Raw genomic sequence first — 18,288 nt, forward strand, 5'->3', positions numbered from 1 at the left:
GCGACGGTCGGCCGTCCCGGCGAGGGGATCTGACCGCGGTACAACCGGACCGCCTGCTGTTTCTTGCCCAGGCCCATTCACCAACACCTCCAACGGCGAAGTGTTGCGAGCACCGGTTGAATCCACCCAGTACACCTCCATCGCCTTCGGCCAGCGCTGCGAACAAGCCGGCATCCGCCCCTCCACGGGCAGAACCGGGACATGCTTCGACAACGCCATCACCGAGAGCTTCTTCGCGTCCCTGGAGTGCGAACTGATCGACCGGCGCACGTTCCGGACCAGGTCAGAGGCCGAACGGGCGATGTTCGGCTACATCGAGGGGTTCTACAACCCACGCCGCCGTCACTCCGCCAACGGCCAGCTCAGCCCCACCGAATACGAACGTCGACAGGCGCTCAAGAACACCCAAGAAAGCGACTATGCTGCCGCGTAGTCGCAAGCCCTGACGTGTCTATCAAACCGGGGCAACTCCAGTTGCGTGCTGATCGTTAGGTTGTGAGGAGCACTCGTTTGCGGAGAAGCGGGAAGCTAGCGCGGCCGAACATTTGACGTTTGAGCATTTTGATGCGGTTGACGTGGCCTTCCACCGGGCCGGAGTTCCATGGCAGGGTGAGGCCAGCGGTGACGGCGTCGAGGTCGCGTTCCAGGCCGCTGGCGAAGCCGTGCAGTGCGGGCAAGTCGTCGTGCTTCACCGCGGCGAGCCAGTCGGGAAGTTCCTGCCCACGGCGTTGGGTGAGGATGACGGCGAAGGAGCGGACGCGTTCGGCGAGCGTGGCCAGTTCCGGGCAGCGGGCCAGGACGGACGTGAGCTGGAGGTGGTGGGTTTTCTCCAGCCGGTCGGGGTGGGTGGCGATCCAGCCGGTGACCTTGCGGACCGAAGGCGCCGGCGGGGCAACGGGAAGCGGCGCGCGCAGGGGCCGGAGGTAGTCGCTGAGTGCGCCGTAGCTGCCGCGGTAGCCGAGCGCTGTGATCTCTTTCAGCAGGCGGGTGGCATTGCGTTCGCCTTCTTGCCAGCGCTGGTGCAGGTAGGGCTTGAAGTCGTCGACGACGCTGGGCTTGTTGGTCCACTGACCCCACAGCAGCTCCTCGGGTGAGGCGGCGTGGGCGTAGCGGATCACGGTGCGGTGGGTCATGCCGAGCTGGCGGGCGATGGCTCGTAGGCTGTGCCCGGCTGCCTTCAGCTCGTGGATTCTGGCGTGCTTGGCGCGGGTTCGCTCGGCGAACCGGGTTGAGCCCTGGCGGGTGGTGTTGTGCGTTGACGATGCCTGCTCGGGCTGCTCGGGAGCGTCGGCCTGGGGGTCTGACAGGCAGGAGGGATGCCGGGCGACTGACCGTTCCACGGCTTGGATCAGGTTGTGCCACAGATGCCAGCGATCGGCACATTGCCTCGCCTGGGGCGCGCCGTTGAGCGCGCCTTCGGCATAGGCGCTGGCCCGGTCGCGGCAGATCACTTCCAGGTCGGGGTGGGCTCGAAGCCAGTCGGCGAGGGTGTCGGCCTGGCGGTCGAGGAGCAGGTCGATGGGACGGCGGGTGGTCATGTCGATCAGGACGGTGCCGTAGCTGTTGCCCCGGCGCAGGGCGAAGTCGTCCACGCCCACCGCGGTGAGCTGGCCGATCTCGGGGTCGGGCAGGGCGTGGATCAGCCGGATCAGTGTGGAGCGGCCGGCCACCAGCCCCAGCACGGACGCCAGCCGGGAGCCGGCGCGTCCGGCTAACGCCAGGGCGATGGCTTCCAAAGCGGCGCGCAGCAGCGGCGTGCGGCGGGCATGCCGCTGGGTCAGATCAGGAACCTGCTCGACAAAGGTACGGACGTCGCAGGCGGGGTTATCGCAGAAGAACCGGCGGACCTCCAACTCGATCAGTATGGGCCGGCCTGAGGCCGGCAGGTCGTGAAGGCGGCGACGGTAACGGCTGTGCCGTCTGCCCGCCGAGGTGGCACATCGGTGACATATCGCGTGGTCAGTCCTGCTCCGAGCCGTGATCAGCAGACCACCTTGCTCCTGCTCGATGGCGTCGATATGCACCTGGCTGAGATGCGGGAACAGCAGAAGAATGCAGCAGGCTTCCTCGCCTGCCGGGGCATGCTGCACAATGACCCCGCGGCCGCTCGTGATGATCAGTTCCGGGATGAACCGGATCATGACGACGCGGCCGTTCTCCTGCGCGTCGAGTTACGGAATCGCGATCACCTGACGATCGCCTACACCTGCGACGCGATTACAGATCGTGACAACTTCACGAACTTTGAGCCAGATCCGCTACTCACCCGCAAAATCACGCGTCCTTCGAGCTCAAACCACACCTTGTGCCGGAGGCGATCGCGCAGGTGCTGGACACCTACCGGACCGAGGCGCATCGGCTGGCGGCGGCCACGGCCGTCAAAGCGGTGGGCAAGGCCCTACCAGCGAGCTGGTCACAGACGGGGTAGGCCGCCGTCCAAAGCCTGCCTCCGGTCGCGTTCGGCGAGCGCCGCTACACCTTGTGACCACGGTGCCACCATGAACCGATCTTGCCCGGCGCGAAGGCCGCCCACACTATGGGCGGCCGTATCGCCGGAGGGGGCGGCTCCTGCCGGAAAGATCCCAGAAGTCCGTATCGACGCCGGTCGGCAGCGGCAGCCCGTCGACGTCACCGGGCTCGTCGCCGAAAGGGTGAAGCGGCAGCTCGGAGCCGATGGGCGGCGCGACTGACCTCCCCAGCAAGGCGGCATGGGGAAGGTCCTAGACTAGCAGGAACGTGCCGAGCATCCGCACGGTGCCCCACAACCGACCAGCCCAGCCGATTATGAGCACCACAGTTCTCCGCCACCTTCGCCAACGCCGGGGCGTCCAGATAGGAGAACCGCTCCAGATCAGCCGGTGACGGCGCCGCCGGAAACCGGCCATACCGGCTTACCTGCTCATCAGACAGATACTCGGCCACAAGCCGCGAAGCTAAACGATCAACCGCTGGATACCAGCAAGTACACCCAACCTGAGACCCAGATCCCGTGAGCATGCCCAGGGCGCCGTGTTGAGCTGCGAAAAGTCCTTAGCATTGTTCTCTGAGGAAATAGTCCCAGCACCCCGTGTACTCCTCGTCAAGGCTCATGGGTCTCCCAGGTAGATGGCTTCACATCAGAGGAGATGCCGCCGGCCCGGACGCGGGTTGCATGGAACGGGGCGGCTACGGACTTTTCTCTCCGGATGCGGGCGCTCCGGAGTCCCACTCCATCGTCGCCACCATGAGCAGGTCCGGCCCGGCCGGCAGCATCGCGTACGCACCGCGCTCGGTCCTGTGCCACGTCCACAGCACGAACGTGCCCGCACCCGGCACCTCCATCTCGGCCCGCTCGGGCCGGACCACCGCGCCCGGCACGGTGACGTGGGCGGTGCGGCTCACGACGTCGGCGGCGCTGACGCCGGGGAAACCGATGCCGGCCAGCTCGCGCCCGCGCCTGATCCGCACGCCGAGCTCAGTCGCGCGCCTCCAGCAGCCCCTCCAGGGCGGGCTGGCTGATCCACATCCCGTGGAGCGGGTTGTCGTCGAGCCCGGCCAGGTCCAGCGGCATCGCGCCGAACACGAACGCGGGCATCGGCGCCTCCTGGTCGGTGAGGCCGCGCAGGCGCAGCAGCCTGACGACCTGGCCGATGATCCCGTTGGCCTTGGGCTGGTCGCTGCGCCTCGACAGCCGCTCGACGACGGTGGGGGCGGACCCCGGCCAGGCTCAGCTCGCAGGCCAGCATGAGCCCGTTGGGGCCGCCGCCGGCGATCACGACATCCATGAAATTTCTCCTTGTCCGGAAGGTGGGGGCAGTCCCGCGGCCAGCGCGCGCAGCGAGTCGCGCAGCAGCGGCACGAGCGGGACCGGAGGGTCGGCGCGCAGCCAGTGGCCGACCGCCGCCTGCACGGCGGCGGTCACGGCGGCGGCGACGAGGTGGGGGTAGAGGTCACGGGCGGGGTCGGTGCCGGTGCGCTCGGCCACGGCCGCGGCCAGCTCGCCGTCGGCCGCGAACGCCACCCGTAGCGACTCCGCCCGCAGCGCGGGCTCGTCGCTCAGCATCCGGATGCTCGCCAGCAGCTCGACGGGCGGGGCGGCGTCGGCGGTGCCCGCGTGCTGCTCCCACGGGAGCACCATGGCCTCGGTCACGGCCTCCCAGAAAGGCTCGCCGGGCGGCCGGGCGCGCAGCGCGGTCACGGCTCCCAGCACGCGGTCGGTGTGCCGGGCGGTGATCGCTTCGTACTTGCTGGAGAAGTAGTTGTTGTACGTCCTCGCCGAGACGCCGGCCGCGGCCGCGATGTCCTCGACGCGCACGTTCTCCAGCCCTCGTTCCAGAGCCAGCCGGAGGGCGGCCGTCATCAGCGCCTCGCGCGTGGCCTGTTTCTTCCGCTCTCTCAGTCCGCTCATGCTGCCAGCGTATCGCAATGTTTGCGCGACGCGAAAATTTCCTGATCACGCACAATCCGGCTCGTGAGTGGCGTACAGGCGGGCGACCATGTTGTTCAGCAGCGAGCGCTCGATGGGCGTCAGCGGGGCGAGGAAGGCGGCCTCGGCCTCCGCCATGTGGGCCAGCGCGGCCGCCACGACGCGGGCGCCCTCCTCGGTCACCGTGATCAGGTATTTGCGCCGGTCGGCGGTATTGCGGACGCGGCGTACGTACTGGATGTCCTCCAGCTTGTTGATCACGGCGGTCATCGTGGTGCGGTCCATGCGCGAGACGGCGGTGAGGTCGCGCTGGGACCTGGCGGCGTCGTGGGCGTAGGCCAGCACGCGCAGCTCCTTGCCGGTGATGGACCAGCGGGCGAGCTCCTCCTCGATGCGCTGCCGCGCGAAGTCGCCGATGCGCACCAGCATGTAGCCGGTGGCCGTGGAAATCCGCTCAGCCGCGCCGCGCTCGCTCATGCCGTCCAATGTAGAACCCTTGAGCTTCGCCAAATTCGTCAGCTATGCTGACGGTTGTCGTCACTCGACAGGAGGTTCTCCCATGTTGCTCTCCGCCCGTGCCGAACCCGCCCTGCGCGTGTTACTCGCGCTGATCGGCGCCATCACCACGCTCCCCGCCCTCGCTCTGGTGAACGTGGGCATCCTCGACTGGAACTACGGGGTGGCCGCCCCCGCCCCGATGACGCAGGCGCTGCTGCAGCACCGCGGCATGCTGCAACTCCTGCTCGGGGCCGCCATCATGTGGGCCGCCTTCCATCCGCCCGTGCGCCTGGCGGCGGCGCTGGCCGCCGTGGCGGGCAAGACCACGTTCCTGGCGCTGATCCTGCCCAACGCGGCCATCCGGGGCGACCTGTCGCCCCTCAGCGTCTGGTTCGACTTGTTCTGCATCGTGGTGCTGGGACTGCTGGCCGCCCGCCTCCTCACCCTGCCGAGAAGGGCGTGATCCGGCGTCTCACGGGTGCAGGGTTGTCTGGCGTTAGATCGAGGAGATGTCCTACCTGATCTGATCGTCGCCATGCCCGCCACCCCAGGCGCTCGGCCGTTGCCCGGCGCTCCCGCCGAAGCCCACGCTCTGGCCGAACTCCTGCCCGGCTCCCTCACCCTCACCGGCCCCCAAGCCACCCGCGACGCAGTCCTGACCGCCGTGCCCCAGCACCGCATCACGCACCTGGCCTGCCACGGGCTCAGCGGCTGGGAGAACCCCGCCGCCAGCAGACTGCTCCTGCACGACCACGCCACCCGCCCGCTCACCGTCACCACCATCTCCGGGCTCCGCCTGACCGGAGCGGACCTGGCCTACCTGTCAGCGTGCAGCACCACCAGCAGCAACCAGCGCCTGGCCGACCAAGCCGTGCACATCACCGCCGCCTTCCAACTCGCTGGCTACCAGCATGTCATCGGCACCCTGTGGCCCATCAACGACGACGCCGCCGTCCGTGACGCCCCAGGAGCGGTAGGCGGCCGCGAAAGCCGTCCAGGACTACATGGCCGACCTCATCGCGGAGAAGGAAGAGAACCCGCCGGACGACCTGCTCGGGCGCCAGATCGTCAAGCTGCGCGCGGACGGCACCTACCGGCGGACGTCACTGGCCGGCATGGGCTTCCTGCTGCTCGTGGCCGGCCACGAGACGACGGCGAACATGATCTCACTGTCGACCGTGGCGTTCCTGCGCAACCCGGAGCAGCTGCGATGATCAAGGCCGACCCCGGCAACACGCTCAACGCGGTCGAGGAGATGCTGCGGTACTTCACGATCACCGACGTGGCGACGGCCGGCTGTGCGTCGAGGACACCGAGATCGGCGGGCAGCTGATCCGCGCCGGCGAAGGAGCGCTGGCGCTCAGCTATTCGGTCAACCGGGACCCGCGAGCGTTCGAGAACCCGGACGAGCTCATGGTGCCGCGCCGAACACCTTGGCCAGCTCCAGGCCGTAGTGGTGGTTGACGATGACCGTATTGGCCTCGCGCAGCGCCTCCTCCCGCACGTACCACTCCATCGTCCAGGCCAGCACGTCGTAGGACACCCCCCAGGCCTCCGACATCCGGGCCAGGCCCAGATTCGTGGACATCGCGATGAGCATCGCCAGGATGTTGCGCTCGGTCTCGGTCGAGGTAGCCAGCTTGCGGCCGCCGGCGTGAGTGAAGCAGTCCAGGAAGTGCGTGCGCGCGTCCAGCTCGATCAGCAGCGAGGCGATCGGCGCGAACGGCAGCATCCCGGCCAGCTCGTCCTTCAGCGCCTTGGCCTCGGTCGGTACGTCCTCGGCCGACAACGGCGGCACCATCACATGCTCATCCTCATCCAGCCGGACCATGCCGGTGTCATCCGGTGCGGCGCCGACCAGAGTCTTCTCCAGCTCCTCCAGAGCCGCGTGCAGTTCCTCCTTGCCCTTCTCCAACGCCTCGGCCGCGGTCGGCGGCTTGCCCACCAGGCGGCAGTACTCGGCGCGCCGGGGCGCCCACTGCTCGGGCGTGTACAGGTAGGTGGCCGGATCGGCGTAGCGGCGCGAACCCGGCACGAAGACGTCCCCGCTGCGCAGCCCGTCGCGCAGACACAAGATCGCACACAGTTCCCAGAAATGGCGGAAGGCGGTGTCCTGCTCGGACTTGCGGGCCTTGGCCAGGTAGTCGGCATACTTCGCGGGCACGAAACCGGTCGGCGCCCCCGCGGGCTTTCACGGCCCATGACGACCATTGGAACGCAAACGTACGCTTGCACGCTCCGTAACCAAGGGGTGTTCTCCCGAAGATGGTTCCAGCCCCAAGGTAGAGGTGCTCATGCGCGGCGTAGCGCCGGGCCGGTCGACGTCTTGTTACCATCCATTTGTCACTTAGAGCTATCAATCGATTTCAAGGAGTGAAATGGGTAAGGGTTTTCCGACCGCGAAGTTCTTCCGCATCATCAACGAGGACACCGGGCTGTGCCTGGCCGCTGCGCACGGCGGCACCACCCACGGCGCCCAGCAGGCGTGGGACCGCGTGACGGGCGAGATGGGCTATATCCCCTACAGCCACACCAACGACCAGGTCCTGGTCGTCAGCACGTGCAAGGACGAGAGGGGCGCGATCTGGTTCTTCGACGACAGGAAGAACAGCTACGGCCAGGAAGACTGGCACCTGGTCAACGTCAACAGGGACATCCGCAGTGCGTTCACCCTCCACGTCGGGCCCCTGGACGGCTTCTCCCAGCCGGTCGAGCTGGGCCTGGAAGGCTGGGGCGTGCCGGGCCAGACCCAGTGGACGGCCGGCGAGGGAATGATCTGGCCGGGGGGACATGAGGACAAGGTCGTCACCCTGCTCGCCGACGGCAACGGCAACCACCGGGCCGTCGTGGCGGCCCGCGGTGCCCCGAACCAGAATTGGCGCTTCGAAGAAGTACAGCTCTCAGGCGAATCCGTCCCTACCAGGAGACTGGGAATCTACGAACCGGGGAGCGGCGGCGACCCGCTCAAGTGGCGGGCGGCTATGTAGGTGGGTTTCAGCGGGGGGTGTCGCCGTCGGGTCGGGGAGCTTGTTCGCGGGTGTCCTCGGTGTCGGGGGCGGGCATCCAGGCGATGCCGGTGGCGGCACCGGTCAGGGCCAGGAGGTGGCCGACGAGGAAGCCTCCGAGGTTGGTGGTGAGGAAAGCGGCCAGGGCGACGGCGATGGTGAACAGCGCGGTGAAAGCGCGGTGGGTGGGAACCGTCCAGAACAGCAGGCCAAGGCCGATGAGAACAATGCCGAGCAGGAAGCCCAGCTGCCCGGCGAACCCGGTTTGGATGATCAGGCCGACGCCGATGACAGGGGCGAGGAGGATCTCGACGCCGGCCACGATGGTGAGCAGCCCCGCGCTGAAGGGACGGCCGTGGCGCCAGGAGTGGAAGCGACGTAGGGCGGCAAAGGTCATGTCGGTGCGGCTACCTCGGTGGTGGGCAGTCAGAAACATTCGGGCTCGGTACGGCCGATGGCCAGGCGCGTTCCCTGAGCCTGGAGGGAACCGCTGATCACCGCCCAGGACCGCGCCTTGACGTTCTCGACGGTGAAGCCGATGGCTTGCAGGCCGTCGTCGCCGAGGGCGCCGACGACTCCGGGGACGGCGTCCAAGCTGGCGGCGTCCCGGTTGATCTGCAGCTTGCCGAAGTTGAGGTCGGCGCTGACCGAGGTGGCCGACAGTCTCAGATCGCTGACCCGGACAGACCCAGCCTGCGCCGGGGAGCTCAGCCGCAGAACGAACCGGCCGAGCGGCGTGGCGATCTGTGAGGACTGGCAAAGGCCCCACACACGGCCGGCATTGACGGCCACCACCGTGACCGGGTGCTTGCGGCCGTCGGCCGATGTGACCACGGCCGGGTAGGTCACGTACCCGTTGCCTTCGATCCGGTTCGCCGAGACCTTCATGTCGCGGCCGGACACCGCGAACGACGCGGCGAGCGTGCCCTGGCTGATGGCCACCAGCAGCGCCCCAGTCACCGTGAGGGAGGCCGCGAGTGTGGCCGCGAAGCGCCCCCACCGCAGGCTCGCTCGAGGGAGGTGGCCCGCGTTGCGGCCTTGGTACTTCAGTGGCATAGCTGTCAACAGCCTTTCCTAGAACCCGACCCCCACAATTGCATAGAGTGACGGTCTGTTTACGCAGAAGTGAAGATCGTTATGGTTCTAGAAGGGGCGGATATGGCGCGTTCGGGCAGGTCCTGGCGGCGTGGCGACTCGACCGAACGCGCGACGGCGGCGCCTGATCTGGGGGTGGACGGTCCTCCGTGTCCACAGATCGGCACGGAGGTGTGGTGGTTCAACACCCGGCTGCACGACGGCGACGCAGAGTTCGGGCTGGTGTTCTACCTGATGCGCCATCAAGCGACGCGAGGTGATGGCACGCGGCTGGACTCGCACGCCGTGGCGTGGTTTCGAAGTGATCCGACAGCCGCCTCCCACATCGGCGAGACGTGGCTGGACTCAGGCGCCGTGGAACTGGCCCGGGCGGTCATCGGCACGGACAAGGCCATGGACCCCCGGGTCCGGCGGGCCACCCTCGAAGCGCTGTCCCACAATCGACCACCCCTACCCGACCGGGAACTCCGCCGCCCTGTTCGTATCGGTGAACAAGGCCTGGATCTGGACTTTGGTGGTGTGGGGCGGTTGCGCATGGAAGATGACGGTTCCTACCTGGTCGAGGCCGACGGCGAGCACAGCGGTTTCACGCTGCGCCTCGTACCGGAGAAGGCCGCCATCGGATCGTTCGTCATCCGCGGGTTCGTCCCGGCCACCGCACGACGCTCCTCCCGCTGCGTGCCGCGCCTGGCGGTGACAGGGTCCTTCCGCCGTGAGGAACGCACGATGGCCGTGAAGGGCCGAGGCTGGTATGAGCGAGCGGTCGGCGACCCCTGGCAGCATCCGCGACGAGGGCCGAACGCCCCCGACTCGGTGTGGAACCGGGGAGCTGGGTTGTGGCTCGACAACGGCTGGGAACTGGCCGTCACCCACGGAACGGACGCCCCCTTCACGAGCCCGGCGGTGGTGCTGTGCTCACCCGAGGGAGAACGCGTCGAGGCGGAAGCGGTCATGAGGGGCTCGCAGCCGTGGACGTCGCTGGCCACGCTCAACACCTACGACACCCTCTGGGACGTGGAAGTCCCGCGGCTCCGGCTGAACCTGCGGGTGCGGGCATGGTTTCCCCAGCAGGAGATCCGGTCAATGATCTTCGGTGCGGGGATGCTGCAGGCACAAGCCGACGTCGAGGGCACCATGGCCGGTCGGCCCGTGCATGGTCAGGGGCTCCTCGCCGTCTTCCGCTCGACCCGGATCGTGGACTTCGAGCGTTTCATGACGAGCATCGGAGACTGCACCCGCGCCGAGATCGACCGGCTGTACCCCGAAGAACCCGACGCGGGGGCGCTGGCCGCGCTGACCGGCCTCGAGGACCGGCCCCAACTGCTGGACGACGTGGGCGTCGCGGACCTGCATGCCGCATTGGTACAGCCGATCCGCCACGTGACGCGAGGAGTGAGTAAGAGCCTGCGGCCCTACATCATGACCGCTTCGCTCGGACTGCTCGGCGTCGACGGTGAGCGCTACCGGCCGCTGCTGGGCGCCGTCGAAATCCTGCACTCGGCCGCCCTGATCGTCGACGACGTCGAAGACCGTTCTCCGATGCGCCGCGGCCGCCCGGCCGCCCACCTGGTGTTCGGTGAGCCCACCGCCATCAACGCCGGCAACGCCGCCTACTTCACCTTCGACCGCGTACTGTCGCGGCTGCTGCCCGCCGACGACCAGCTGCGGCTGCGCATCTACCAGGCCTACATGCAGGCCATGCGGGCCGTGCATGCCGGCCAAGCTCTGGACATCGCCGGCCATCAGAGTGCGATGGACACCGCCGTCGCCACCGGGAGGGCCGAACCACTACTGCGTCGCATCCGCATCGCCCACCGGCTCAAGACAGCGGCCGTCGCACGTTGCACAGCCGAGATCAGCGCGTACATAGCCAAGGCCTCTGAGGCGCGGAAGACGGCTCTGGCACACTACTTCGAAGCGGTCGGCCTGGCCTTCCAGATCAATGACGACCTGATGGACCTGCACGGTCTCAGCGCCCCGGCAGGTCCCGGCGGGCGTGCCTCCACCAAGCACACCGCGGAAGATCTACGTGCGGGCAAGGTCACCATGCCCCTGGCCCACGCTGTCGAACTCGTCCCCGCCGAACGCATGCGAGAGATCTGGCGGACCGTACGGACGGGCGACACCGATCTCGGCACCGTCACCAAGATCGTCAAAACGCTGGAAGAGCACGGCGCGATCGACGCCTGCCGGCAGGAGGCCCACGATCTTATCGAGCAGGCCTGGGGACCCGTGCAGAGCCTGTTCCCCGTCACCTATCACTCCATCATGATGCGGGCTCTGGGCTCCTACGCCGCTCAACGCGAACGCGAGTAGGGCTCTCGGCATGCGAAGGGGTTCGTGAACCGGCCACGTTGACCCTTGACCTTGACTCCGTCTACGCCCCCGCCGGGCGACCTGCTCGCGGGCGGCGCTCAGCGATGAACGCGGCCGATGTCCCGGCGCCGCTTGAAGGAGCCTTTCCGCAGGCCCGTTCTTGACGACGGCTCACTGGCAAGCCCATCATCACCTATATAACTTAAAGTAGTTTAGCGATTACGATTGGTGAAGATCACGGCGTGTCACGCGATGCCCGACACGACCGGAACCGGAAGGAGACAGGACATGACGCCGCACACACCAACCGACGTCATCAAGGTGATGATCGTGGGGGATTCGATCAGTCACGGCAGCAGCGGGGACTGGACGTGGCGCTACCGGCTCTACAAGCACCTGCGCCACCATGGGGTGAGCCTGGACCTGGTCGGGCCGAAAAACGACCTGGACGCCATCACCACGGCCCAGAGCGGCGACGGTGATCGAAGCTACGCCGATCCCGACTTCGACACCGACCACGACGCGCAGTGGGGACGGCCCTACTGCGTGGAGATGAACGAGATCGCCGCCAAGGTCGCCCAGCACCGCCCGGACTACCTGCTGGTACTGCTCGGCATCAATGACCTGTTCTGGTACGAGCACGGCGTGGAGCAGAACGAGGCGAACCTGCGCACCTTCATCGGCAACGCCCGCGCCGGCAACCCGGCGCTGCGCCTGGTGCTGGGCACCTTGCTGGACACCCACAAGGCCACACACGACCCCCTCTTCAACGCCCGGGTCTCCGACTTCAACCGGCAGCTGATCCTGGTCGCCAACGACCTGCAGACCCAGCCGTCCCCCATCGTCATCGCCGCCACCCACGCCGAATTCGTCGCCTCCGCCCACACCTGGGACGGCACCCACCCCAACGCCCAAGGCGAACTACGGATCGCCGCCGCCTTCGCCGACACCCTGGCCGGCCAGTTCAAGATCGGCGCCCCCTACCCCCGCCCGTTCCCCACCGTCACCGAGATACTCCCCACCGCCAAGACCGTCACCCCCTGACAAAGCCCGGAGCGATCCCAGCAACCGCCGCCGGACCGACGGTGTCCGCCCCTTCGAAGAGAGCCGAAACGGCTGCCTGATCATGCATGAGGGCCGCATGAACACCCCAAGAATCACCACGATCGGACAGCGCACTGACGAGCAAGAACCGAAAGGGCCGATCATGAGCCAGTACATTCCGGCCTTGCGCACAGGCGGAGCCGGTCAACGACTCGAAGGGCACACGCTGGAATCTCACGAGCTCTGGGGAATGGCGTTCTGGCATCTATGTAGACTCGGTCAGAAATTGCCGATGCCGCCGAAAGCCGATACGCTGCGCTACAACGCCCCTCCTGATCTGGAATTCTTTGAGGAATTCTATCGATGGTATCAAAGGTACGCGTTCACCCGGCATTTCGAGCCGCGGCAGATGAGAGATCAGGTACATGATTCCGTCATGGTGTTTCCGAAGGTCCGAGACTTCGACATGCTGGCCACGCTGACGCATGTAATACTCCTCTGCTTTTATGTCGACGACAATCGAAGGCGCCTGAACATCGCGGCCCTGCTGGACGACAGCTCCGCCGATCAGGTGTTTTATGAGCTCACGGAACACATTCGGCAGGATATTCCGCAGGAGTACGCCGGCTTCCACGACACCTTCATGGAGTTCTGCGCCGCGAACCTGCTTCAGAGTAAGGCCAGGAGCAGCAAGTTCCTGTACTACCGGGTCAAACCAACAACGATGGGCGTGTATCCCACGTTCTACGTTCTGTGGGCGCTTCGCGGACTTCCGTTCGACGCCTTTCGCGCTCCCCGGTTCCAGTACTTCGTAGAGCACCTGGAACTTGACATGGCGATGGTCAATGACCGGTACTCGCTCGCCAAGGAAGGACGGGATAGCGCATGGAACGATATCGCCACATCCCAGCTCAGCGAGGAAGAACATGATCGCATCGTGGATGCCAACTACGCCCGCGTGATCACCGCGTTGGGCGAGTTGCTGAGCAAAGAGGACGAGGCATCGCTCGTGGCCGCCTACCTGGAATGCAAAATGTGCCTCGACGCCACCAAGAGCTGGGAGGAAATCTCCCCGAGATACACCACTGCCGAAGACCGCCAGCCTCTCCATGGAACTTTCCAACGCGGCCCGACAGGGCTGGGGACAAGCGGTATTCGTATCGCGTTGCAGCCCGAACGGCGGTGATGCAGATTCGCCGGTCGACGCCAACCGGGGCAAAGCCTGGCGGTGCCCAGCCTTGCGTGGCGCGGGGGCCACTTGGATGTTCACGGGGATGTCCGCGCGGATGTTCAAAACGCGCAGCGTGAACAGCCGCGTGAACATCGACCCGGGCCTCCTACGCGCGTGTGCATGTAGGAGGGGGGCAGGGGTGGCGAGGCCCCACCACGCCACGTCGCGCTGGCGGAGGACCGCGCCCACGCTCGCGTGGCGTCGCAAGACCACAATGCACTGCCCCCGCCCCACAGCCCTCCGCACAGCGCGGAGGGCCCGTCAGTAGCACCGGATTCCCGTTCGGGGGTTACTCAGCTCCCGCCTCATCCGCCTGTTCTGCGGGCACCAGCTGCACCGTGACGACGGTGCGGTACACGCGTGCGGACTCGAACAAGGTGTTGATGACGTCGCTGACGTGCTCGGCGCGCGAACTGCTGAGCCGCGTCCGCCACGTCCAGGTGCTCGGATCCCACTCCATGACCAACTTGATCATCGCCTTTTGGCGCTCGAACTCCTCCGGCTTCAGGTCGGTGTTGGAGCGAGCCGTCAAGATCACGTCGAATGGCGTCCATGATGTCGTTGTACGCCGCAGCGCCGACAGTGGATGAGAGCTTTGCGATGGCCGGAGGGCAAGCGCGCCCGGGCCCCGCGGGACCTGGCCCACAACCCAAGGCCTGCCCCGATGCTGACTGTCCGGACACGTCGCCGCCGACGCCGTCCAGCACGCCGCCCGCCACCTGGCCGCCGCTATCAACGCCAAGTAGCGGTGCGCGGTGTACGCAGACCTGAGACGGACTCCCGGCCCCCGGACGGGGCCGGGCGACTGACGTGACCACCGCCAGCAGCGGCTGAGGTCGACGACGTACGTCCCGCCTGGCTATCGCTGGCAACGCCCGAAGTCGACGACGTACGTCCCGCCGCCTGCGGCCCCCGCGCCGGCCGGGTCAGCCGACCCTGCCGCGACTCCGATGCCGAGGTCTCTCAGCGTCGGGCTCAGGACGATCTGGCGGTGGCCGTACGTGCTGACGTTCACCCACCAGTTGACGGCGGCCCGCGCCGTGCCGTAGCCGGTGCCCCAGCCGGTGTAGGTGGTCTCGGAGTAGGCCCACGACACCGGGTTCGGGCAGTAACCCGCGCCGGTGATGCGACTGTACGGCGTCGAGCCAGTCTGCGGATTGGTGTGCGAGTCGGCGCCGGGCCGCCACCACTTCAGGCGCGCCGCCGCAGCGGCGTGCGACGTCGCCGCCGAGTCGAGCGGGCTGTTGCGGGTGAGTGCGGCCAGCCCGACCTTGGCGCGTTCGGCGTCGATGAGGCAGTGCACCGCCTGGCCAACCAGGGCGAGGTTGCCGCTGGTTGGAGCCACGTCGTAGTACGCGGCCGCGGCGGCGCACCCCGGCGCGGCCGCGTACGCCGGGGCGGCGCTCACGAACGGGACGACCATTAAGGCAGCCAGACCTATGGTGCGAATCATAGTGATCTCCTTTGACGATCGGATGCTCATGCCTAGTGAAAGGGCGGCCTCAGGTGCGCGCATGAGTAGCCCCTACTCAGCCGCAGCTCTCGCGCAGATCGAGACTCCATCGCCGTCCAGCTCATCGCAGTAGGCCCCCCGCCCGGTCATCGCCATGACCAGCGTCACCCTCCAACCTCACACGGCGGCCGGCCGACGCCGACAAGGGCTGGCTAGCCGTGGTCGGCCCCCATCACGTTCCGACCCGGGTGAGCCTGATCGCCGTGCACGAGCGGCAACGTCGAGTTCTTCGGTGTACCCGGGGGCGAGGAGCCGGCGGACAGCCGTTGGCGCTGAGAACGATCAAGACGCACTCACGGGTGAAACATCCTCACTTGTAACGCGTCGATCACTATGAGTTGATCCCCGCCGATATGGTCCTACCGTGCGGGCTATGCCTGCGGAATTTCTGTCTGCCGAGCACAGGGCTGCCTACGTCTCGTTCATCGAGGTGCCGTCGCTATCAGACCTGGAGAAGTTCTTCTTCCTGGACAGCTTCGACCGGAATGTGATCGCGCAGTCGAGAGCCGATTCTCACCGGCTGGGCGTCGCCGTCCAGATCGGGACCGTCCGATACAAGGGGCTGTTCCTGGAGGATCCGCTCGCGGTGCCCTGGCCGGTGGTGGACTACCTGGCCGAGCAGCTGGGAATCGGTGACGCGTCGCAGGTCAATCGGTGGCGTGGCTGCGGCGGCATCGGGTGTTGCTGCCCGGGGTGACCGTGCTGGAGCGGCTGGTTGGCAGCGTGCGGGAACGGGCCGATGTCCGCATGTACACGGTGGTGACCAAGCAGGTCCGCCGTGCCGATCCGCACCTGCCGGCCGCGTTGTCGGATCTGCTGGTAGTGCCCGAGGGATCGCGCATCTCGGAGCTGGAGAAGCTGCGGCAGGCGCCCAAGCGCACGTCAGGGACGGAGATGGTGCGGGCGCTGCAGCGGGTGGACAACCTGGCCGCCTTCGGGTTGAGCCGGGTCGCGGTGTCGAAGGTTCCGGTGCGGCGGATGAAGACCCTGGCCAAGTACGGGGCGGGCAGCAAGGCGCCGGCGCTGGACCGGCTGGTCGAGCCCCGCCGGACGGCGACGCTGCTGGCGGTCACGCGGAGTCTGGAGGCCGAGGCGATCGACGACGCTTTGGATCTGTTCGCGCTGTTGATGGCGGCCCGGTTGATCAGCCCGGCCCGCCGCAAGTCCGCCGACGAACGGCTGCGGATGCTGCCCCGGCTGGAGCGGGCCTCCAAGCTGGTGGCCAAGGCCGGCCGCGTGCTGGTCGACCAGCTCGACTTGGTCGACCAGGAGGGTGTCGACCTCGATGTGGCGGCGATGTGGGCCGCGGTGGCCGAGATCGCCGACGTGAGCAAGGAGCAGGTCCGTGCGGCGCTGCAGGTGGTGGAGGAGCTGGTCCCTGAGGAGGACGGCGCGGCCGAGGCGGCGATGCGGGCCGCGCTGGTGGAGAAGTACCACACGGTGCGCCCGTTCCTGCGGCTGCTGGCCGAGTCGAAGGCACTGTCGGCGGCGCCGGGCGGGCGGCGCGTGCTGGCCGCGGTGCGCCGCTTGCCGGAGCTGTCGCGTCGGCAGGTGAGCAAGAAGCCGCTGTTGCCCAGGGAGATCGACGCCGCGCTGGTGACCGCGTCGTGGAAGCGGGCGGTGTATGCCAACCTGGACCTGCCGCAGGGCGCGGTCGATCGTGACGCGTACGTGGTGTGCGTGCTGGAGCGCCTGCTACGGGCCCTGACGATCAGGGACGTGTTCGCCACGCCGTCGCTGCGCTGGGCCGACCCGCGCGCGCACCTGCTGGCCGGGGCGCAGTGGGAGTCGATCGCCGAGGATGTGCTGGCATCCTTGTCGCTCACCGACCCGGTCCAGGAGCACCTGAACGGCAAAGTCCTGGCCCTGGACGCGGCCTGGAAGCAGATGGACGCCCGGCTGGAGGAGGCGGGCGAGGACGCGCTGGTCTCGGTGGCAACCCCGGCCGGGGGCGGGCGGGCCCGGCTGTCGGTGGAGAAACTCGGCGCGCTCGGCGAGAGCGAGTCCCTGGCGTGGCTGAGGGCCGCCTGCCAGGCCATGCTGCCCCGCATCGACCTGCCAGAACTGCTGCTGGAGGTGCACGCCTGGACCGGGTTTCTGGACGCCTACGTGCACCTGGCCGACATCTCCACCCGTATGAACCACCTGCCGACATCGCTGGTGGCGCTGCTGATCAGCGAGGCCCGCAACGTCGGACTGACCCCTGTGATCAAGGCGGGGGAAGACGATCAACGCCGGACCTTCACCCAAGTATTACGGCTACAAGCGCGGTATCACCTGGTTCAACGCAGTAAATGATCAGGTGGCGGGGATCGGGCAGATGGTGGTGCCGGGCACTCCCCCGCGATTCGCTCTACATCCTGGACTGCCTGATCAACCTGGACGCCGGGCCGAAACCCGAGCTGGTCACGACGGACCAGACCAGCGACAGCGACATGGTGTTCGGGATCTTCTCCATGCTCGGCTACCGGTTCGCGCCCCGCGCTGCCCGACGGCACCACCAGCGCATACGGGGTGCTGGAGGCGAGCGCCCGGAACAAGCTGAACCCCAAGAAGGTGGTCACCCAGTGGCCGGACATGCTCCGCGTCGCCGGATCGCTGGTGACCAACCAGGTGCGCGCCTACGACCTGCTGCGCATGTTCGCCCGCCAGGGTTCTCCGACGCCGCTGGGGCAGGCGTTCGCCGAGTACGGCCGTATCGACAAGACGATGCACCTGCTGAGCATGCTGGACCCGATGGATTCCAGCTACCGTCGGAGCCTGGGTAAGCAGTTGTCGGTCCAGGAGTCCCGGCACCGCTTGGCCCGCAAGATCTGCCACGGCAACTCGGGCCGGATCCGACAGGCATATCGGGAAGGCCAGGAGGATCAACTCGCGGCTCTTGGACTTGTCGTCAATGCCGTCGTGTTGTGGAACTCACGGTATCTGTCGGCGATCGTGGACCAGTTGCGCGCCCAGGGTGTGCCGGTCAAGGACGAGGACGTGGCACGGTTGTCCCCGCTGGGCCACGCCCACCTCAACTGCCTGGGCCGCTACGCGATTGCTTCCTCGGCCCCGGACAAGGGCCTGCGGCCGCTCGCGCGGCGGCGCTGCCCGAGGTCAGTGCCGCCAGTGCCGCTGTCGTGGACGATGACGGTGTCTGAACCGCTGACCGATGACCGTCTGAATGACGGCTCAGCTC

At 67.4% G+C, this 18,288-nt stretch carries 18 protein-coding genes and 2 pseudogenes; 11 read left to right on the top strand and 9 right to left on the bottom strand.

The genetic code is table 11. From position 1 onward, the window contains the following. The first annotated feature begins 100 nt into the window (after positions 1-100). A complete protein-coding gene (locus tag LDL49_RS52120) occupies positions 101-433 on the top strand; it encodes an IS3 family transposase (protein ID WP_443689904.1) in 333 nt (110 codons plus the stop codon). Positions 434-488: 55 nt separating this feature from the next. Here LDL49_RS52120 and LDL49_RS52125 read toward each other — a convergent pair whose 3' ends face one another. After that, positions 489-2,141, bottom strand: coding sequence for an ISL3 family transposase (locus LDL49_RS52125; RefSeq protein WP_225302410.1), 1,653 nt, complete (start codon positions 2,139-2,141; stop codon positions 489-491). Between the two features lie 164 nt (positions 2,142-2,305). Here LDL49_RS52125 and LDL49_RS57875 point away from each other — a divergent pair, with 164 nt between their 5' ends. Further along, the gene (locus tag LDL49_RS57875) at positions 2,306-2,428 is read left to right on the top strand and encodes a hypothetical protein (RefSeq protein WP_263656619.1); all 123 of its coding nucleotides are present in this window, start codon (positions 2,306-2,308) and stop codon (positions 2,426-2,428) included. Between the two features lie 737 nt (positions 2,429-3,165). Here LDL49_RS57875 and LDL49_RS52130 read toward each other — a convergent pair. From LDL49_RS52130 to LDL49_RS52145, 3 genes are all read right to left on the bottom strand, one after another. Then, the gene (locus LDL49_RS52130; protein WP_225302455.1) at positions 3,166-3,447 is read right to left on the bottom strand and encodes a hypothetical protein; all 282 of its coding nucleotides are present in this window, start codon (positions 3,445-3,447) and stop codon (positions 3,166-3,168) included. 304 nt (positions 3,448-3,751) lie between these two features. After that, a complete protein-coding gene (locus tag LDL49_RS52140; protein WP_225302411.1) occupies positions 3,752-4,387 on the bottom strand; it encodes a TetR/AcrR family transcriptional regulator in 636 nt (211 codons plus the stop codon). Between the two features lie 45 nt (positions 4,388-4,432). Further along, the gene (locus LDL49_RS52145) at positions 4,433-4,882 is read right to left on the bottom strand and encodes a MarR family winged helix-turn-helix transcriptional regulator (RefSeq protein ID WP_225302412.1); all 450 of its coding nucleotides are present in this window, start codon (positions 4,880-4,882) and stop codon (positions 4,433-4,435) included. Positions 4,883-4,964: 82 nt separating this feature from the next. Here LDL49_RS52145 and LDL49_RS52150 point away from each other — a divergent pair, with 82 nt between their 5' ends. From LDL49_RS52150 to LDL49_RS57885, 4 genes and pseudogenes are all read left to right on the top strand, one after another. Continuing rightward, a complete protein-coding gene (locus tag LDL49_RS52150; RefSeq protein ID WP_225302413.1) occupies positions 4,965-5,366 on the top strand; it encodes a hypothetical protein in 402 nt (133 codons plus the stop codon). A 72-nt stretch (positions 5,367-5,438) separates the two neighbouring features. Next, a pseudogene (locus tag LDL49_RS59580) lies at positions 5,439-5,801 on the top strand (CHAT domain-containing protein); the annotation flags it as partial. A 106-nt stretch (positions 5,802-5,907) separates the two neighbouring features. Continuing rightward, positions 5,908-6,117, top strand: coding sequence for a hypothetical protein (locus tag LDL49_RS52160; RefSeq protein WP_225302456.1), 210 nt, complete (start codon positions 5,908-5,910; stop codon positions 6,115-6,117). Next, positions 6,114-6,236, top strand: a complete 123-nt coding sequence (locus LDL49_RS57885) for a hypothetical protein (protein WP_263656621.1) — start codon at positions 6,114-6,116, stop codon at positions 6,234-6,236. The genes LDL49_RS52160 and LDL49_RS57885 overlap by 4 nt, the downstream gene beginning before the upstream one ends. 78 nt (positions 6,237-6,314) lie before the next feature. Here LDL49_RS57885 and LDL49_RS58915 read toward each other — a convergent pair whose 3' ends face one another. After that, a complete protein-coding gene (locus LDL49_RS58915) occupies positions 6,315-7,067 on the bottom strand; it encodes a Tn3 family transposase (RefSeq protein WP_225302414.1) in 753 nt (250 codons plus the stop codon). A 214-nt stretch (positions 7,068-7,281) separates the two neighbouring features. Between LDL49_RS58915 and LDL49_RS52170 the strand changes: the two genes are divergently transcribed. Further along, positions 7,282-7,890 carry a hypothetical protein gene (locus LDL49_RS52170; protein ID WP_225302415.1) on the top strand — a complete coding sequence of 203 codons (609 nt, stop codon included), beginning with the start codon at positions 7,282-7,284 and terminating at the stop codon, positions 7,888-7,890. Positions 7,891-7,897: 7 nt separating this feature from the next. Here LDL49_RS52170 and LDL49_RS52175 read toward each other — a convergent pair whose 3' ends face one another. After that, the gene (locus tag LDL49_RS52175; RefSeq protein ID WP_225302416.1) at positions 7,898-8,305 is read right to left on the bottom strand and encodes a DUF6114 domain-containing protein; all 408 of its coding nucleotides are present in this window, start codon (positions 8,303-8,305) and stop codon (positions 7,898-7,900) included. A 29-nt stretch (positions 8,306-8,334) separates the two neighbouring features. Then, positions 8,335-8,964: a DUF6230 family protein gene (locus LDL49_RS52180; protein ID WP_225302453.1), complete on the bottom strand. Its 630-nt coding sequence runs from the start codon at positions 8,962-8,964 to the stop codon at positions 8,335-8,337. Between the two features lie 102 nt (positions 8,965-9,066). Between LDL49_RS52180 and LDL49_RS52185 the strand changes: the two genes are divergently transcribed. From LDL49_RS52185 to LDL49_RS52195, 3 genes are all read left to right on the top strand, one after another. Beyond that, entirely contained in the window at positions 9,067-11,319 is a 2,253-nt protein-coding gene (locus LDL49_RS52185; protein ID WP_225302417.1) for a polyprenyl synthetase family protein, read from the top strand. Between the two features lie 288 nt (positions 11,320-11,607). Then, positions 11,608-12,363 (top strand): GDSL-type esterase/lipase family protein, encoded by a 756-nt coding sequence (locus LDL49_RS52190; protein ID WP_225302418.1) that lies wholly within the window; start codon positions 11,608-11,610, stop codon positions 12,361-12,363. 97 nt (positions 12,364-12,460) lie between these two features. Further along, positions 12,461-13,549, top strand: coding sequence for a hypothetical protein (locus tag LDL49_RS52195; RefSeq protein ID WP_225302419.1), 1,089 nt, complete (start codon positions 12,461-12,463; stop codon positions 13,547-13,549). 334 nt (positions 13,550-13,883) lie between these two features. Here LDL49_RS52195 and LDL49_RS52200 read toward each other — a convergent pair whose 3' ends face one another. Together LDL49_RS52200 and LDL49_RS52205 are read right to left on the bottom strand one after the other, a co-directional pair. Next, a complete protein-coding gene (locus LDL49_RS52200) occupies positions 13,884-14,132 on the bottom strand; it encodes a hypothetical protein (protein WP_225302420.1) in 249 nt (82 codons plus the stop codon). Positions 14,133-14,453: 321 nt separating this feature from the next. After that, complete coding sequence (locus LDL49_RS52205) at positions 14,454-15,047, bottom strand: CAP domain-containing protein (RefSeq protein WP_225302421.1); 594 nt, start codon at positions 15,045-15,047, stop codon at positions 14,454-14,456. 433 nt (positions 15,048-15,480) lie between these two features. On the opposite strand from LDL49_RS52205, the pseudogene LDL49_RS52210 reads away from it, so the two are divergent. Further along, positions 15,481-18,250, top strand: a pseudogene (locus LDL49_RS52210) (Tn3 family transposase). Positions 18,251-18,288 lie beyond the last annotated feature (38 nt).

Source organism: Nonomuraea aurantiaca (assembly GCF_020215705.1).
In the GTDB taxonomy this organism is placed as follows: Bacteria; Actinomycetota; Actinomycetes; order Streptosporangiales; family Streptosporangiaceae; genus Nonomuraea; species Nonomuraea aurantiaca.

Excerpts from the sequence above, each read along its gene's own strand:
- LDL49_RS52125 (WP_225302410.1), bottom strand. The coding sequence starts at position 2,141 with ATGATCCGGTTCATCCCGGAACTGATCATCACGAGCGGCCGCGGGGTC.
- LDL49_RS52140 (WP_225302411.1), bottom strand. The coding sequence starts at position 4,387 with ATGAGCGGACTGAGAGAGCGGAAGAAACAGGCCACGCGCGAGGCGCTG.
- LDL49_RS52145 (WP_225302412.1), bottom strand. The coding sequence starts at position 4,882 with ATGAGCGAGCGCGGCGCGGCTGAGCGGATTTCCACGGCCACCGGCTAC.
- LDL49_RS52150 (WP_225302413.1), top strand. The coding sequence starts at position 4,965 with ATGTTGCTCTCCGCCCGTGCCGAACCCGCCCTGCGCGTGTTACTCGCG.
- LDL49_RS52160 (WP_225302456.1), top strand. The coding sequence starts at position 5,908 with ATGGCCGACCTCATCGCGGAGAAGGAAGAGAACCCGCCGGACGACCTG.
- LDL49_RS57885 (WP_263656621.1), top strand. The coding sequence starts at position 6,114 with ATGATCAAGGCCGACCCCGGCAACACGCTCAACGCGGTCGAGGAGATG.
- LDL49_RS52170 (WP_225302415.1), top strand. The coding sequence starts at position 7,282 with ATGGGTAAGGGTTTTCCGACCGCGAAGTTCTTCCGCATCATCAACGAG.
- LDL49_RS52175 (WP_225302416.1), bottom strand. The coding sequence starts at position 8,305 with ATGACCTTTGCCGCCCTACGTCGCTTCCACTCCTGGCGCCACGGCCGT.
- LDL49_RS52180 (WP_225302453.1), bottom strand. The coding sequence starts at position 8,964 with ATGCCACTGAAGTACCAAGGCCGCAACGCGGGCCACCTCCCTCGAGCG.
- LDL49_RS52185 (WP_225302417.1), top strand. The coding sequence starts at position 9,067 with ATGGCGCGTTCGGGCAGGTCCTGGCGGCGTGGCGACTCGACCGAACGC.
- LDL49_RS52190 (WP_225302418.1), top strand. The coding sequence starts at position 11,608 with ATGACGCCGCACACACCAACCGACGTCATCAAGGTGATGATCGTGGGG.
- LDL49_RS52195 (WP_225302419.1), top strand. The coding sequence starts at position 12,461 with ATGAACACCCCAAGAATCACCACGATCGGACAGCGCACTGACGAGCAA.
- LDL49_RS52205 (WP_225302421.1), bottom strand. The coding sequence starts at position 15,047 with ATGATTCGCACCATAGGTCTGGCTGCCTTAATGGTCGTCCCGTTCGTG.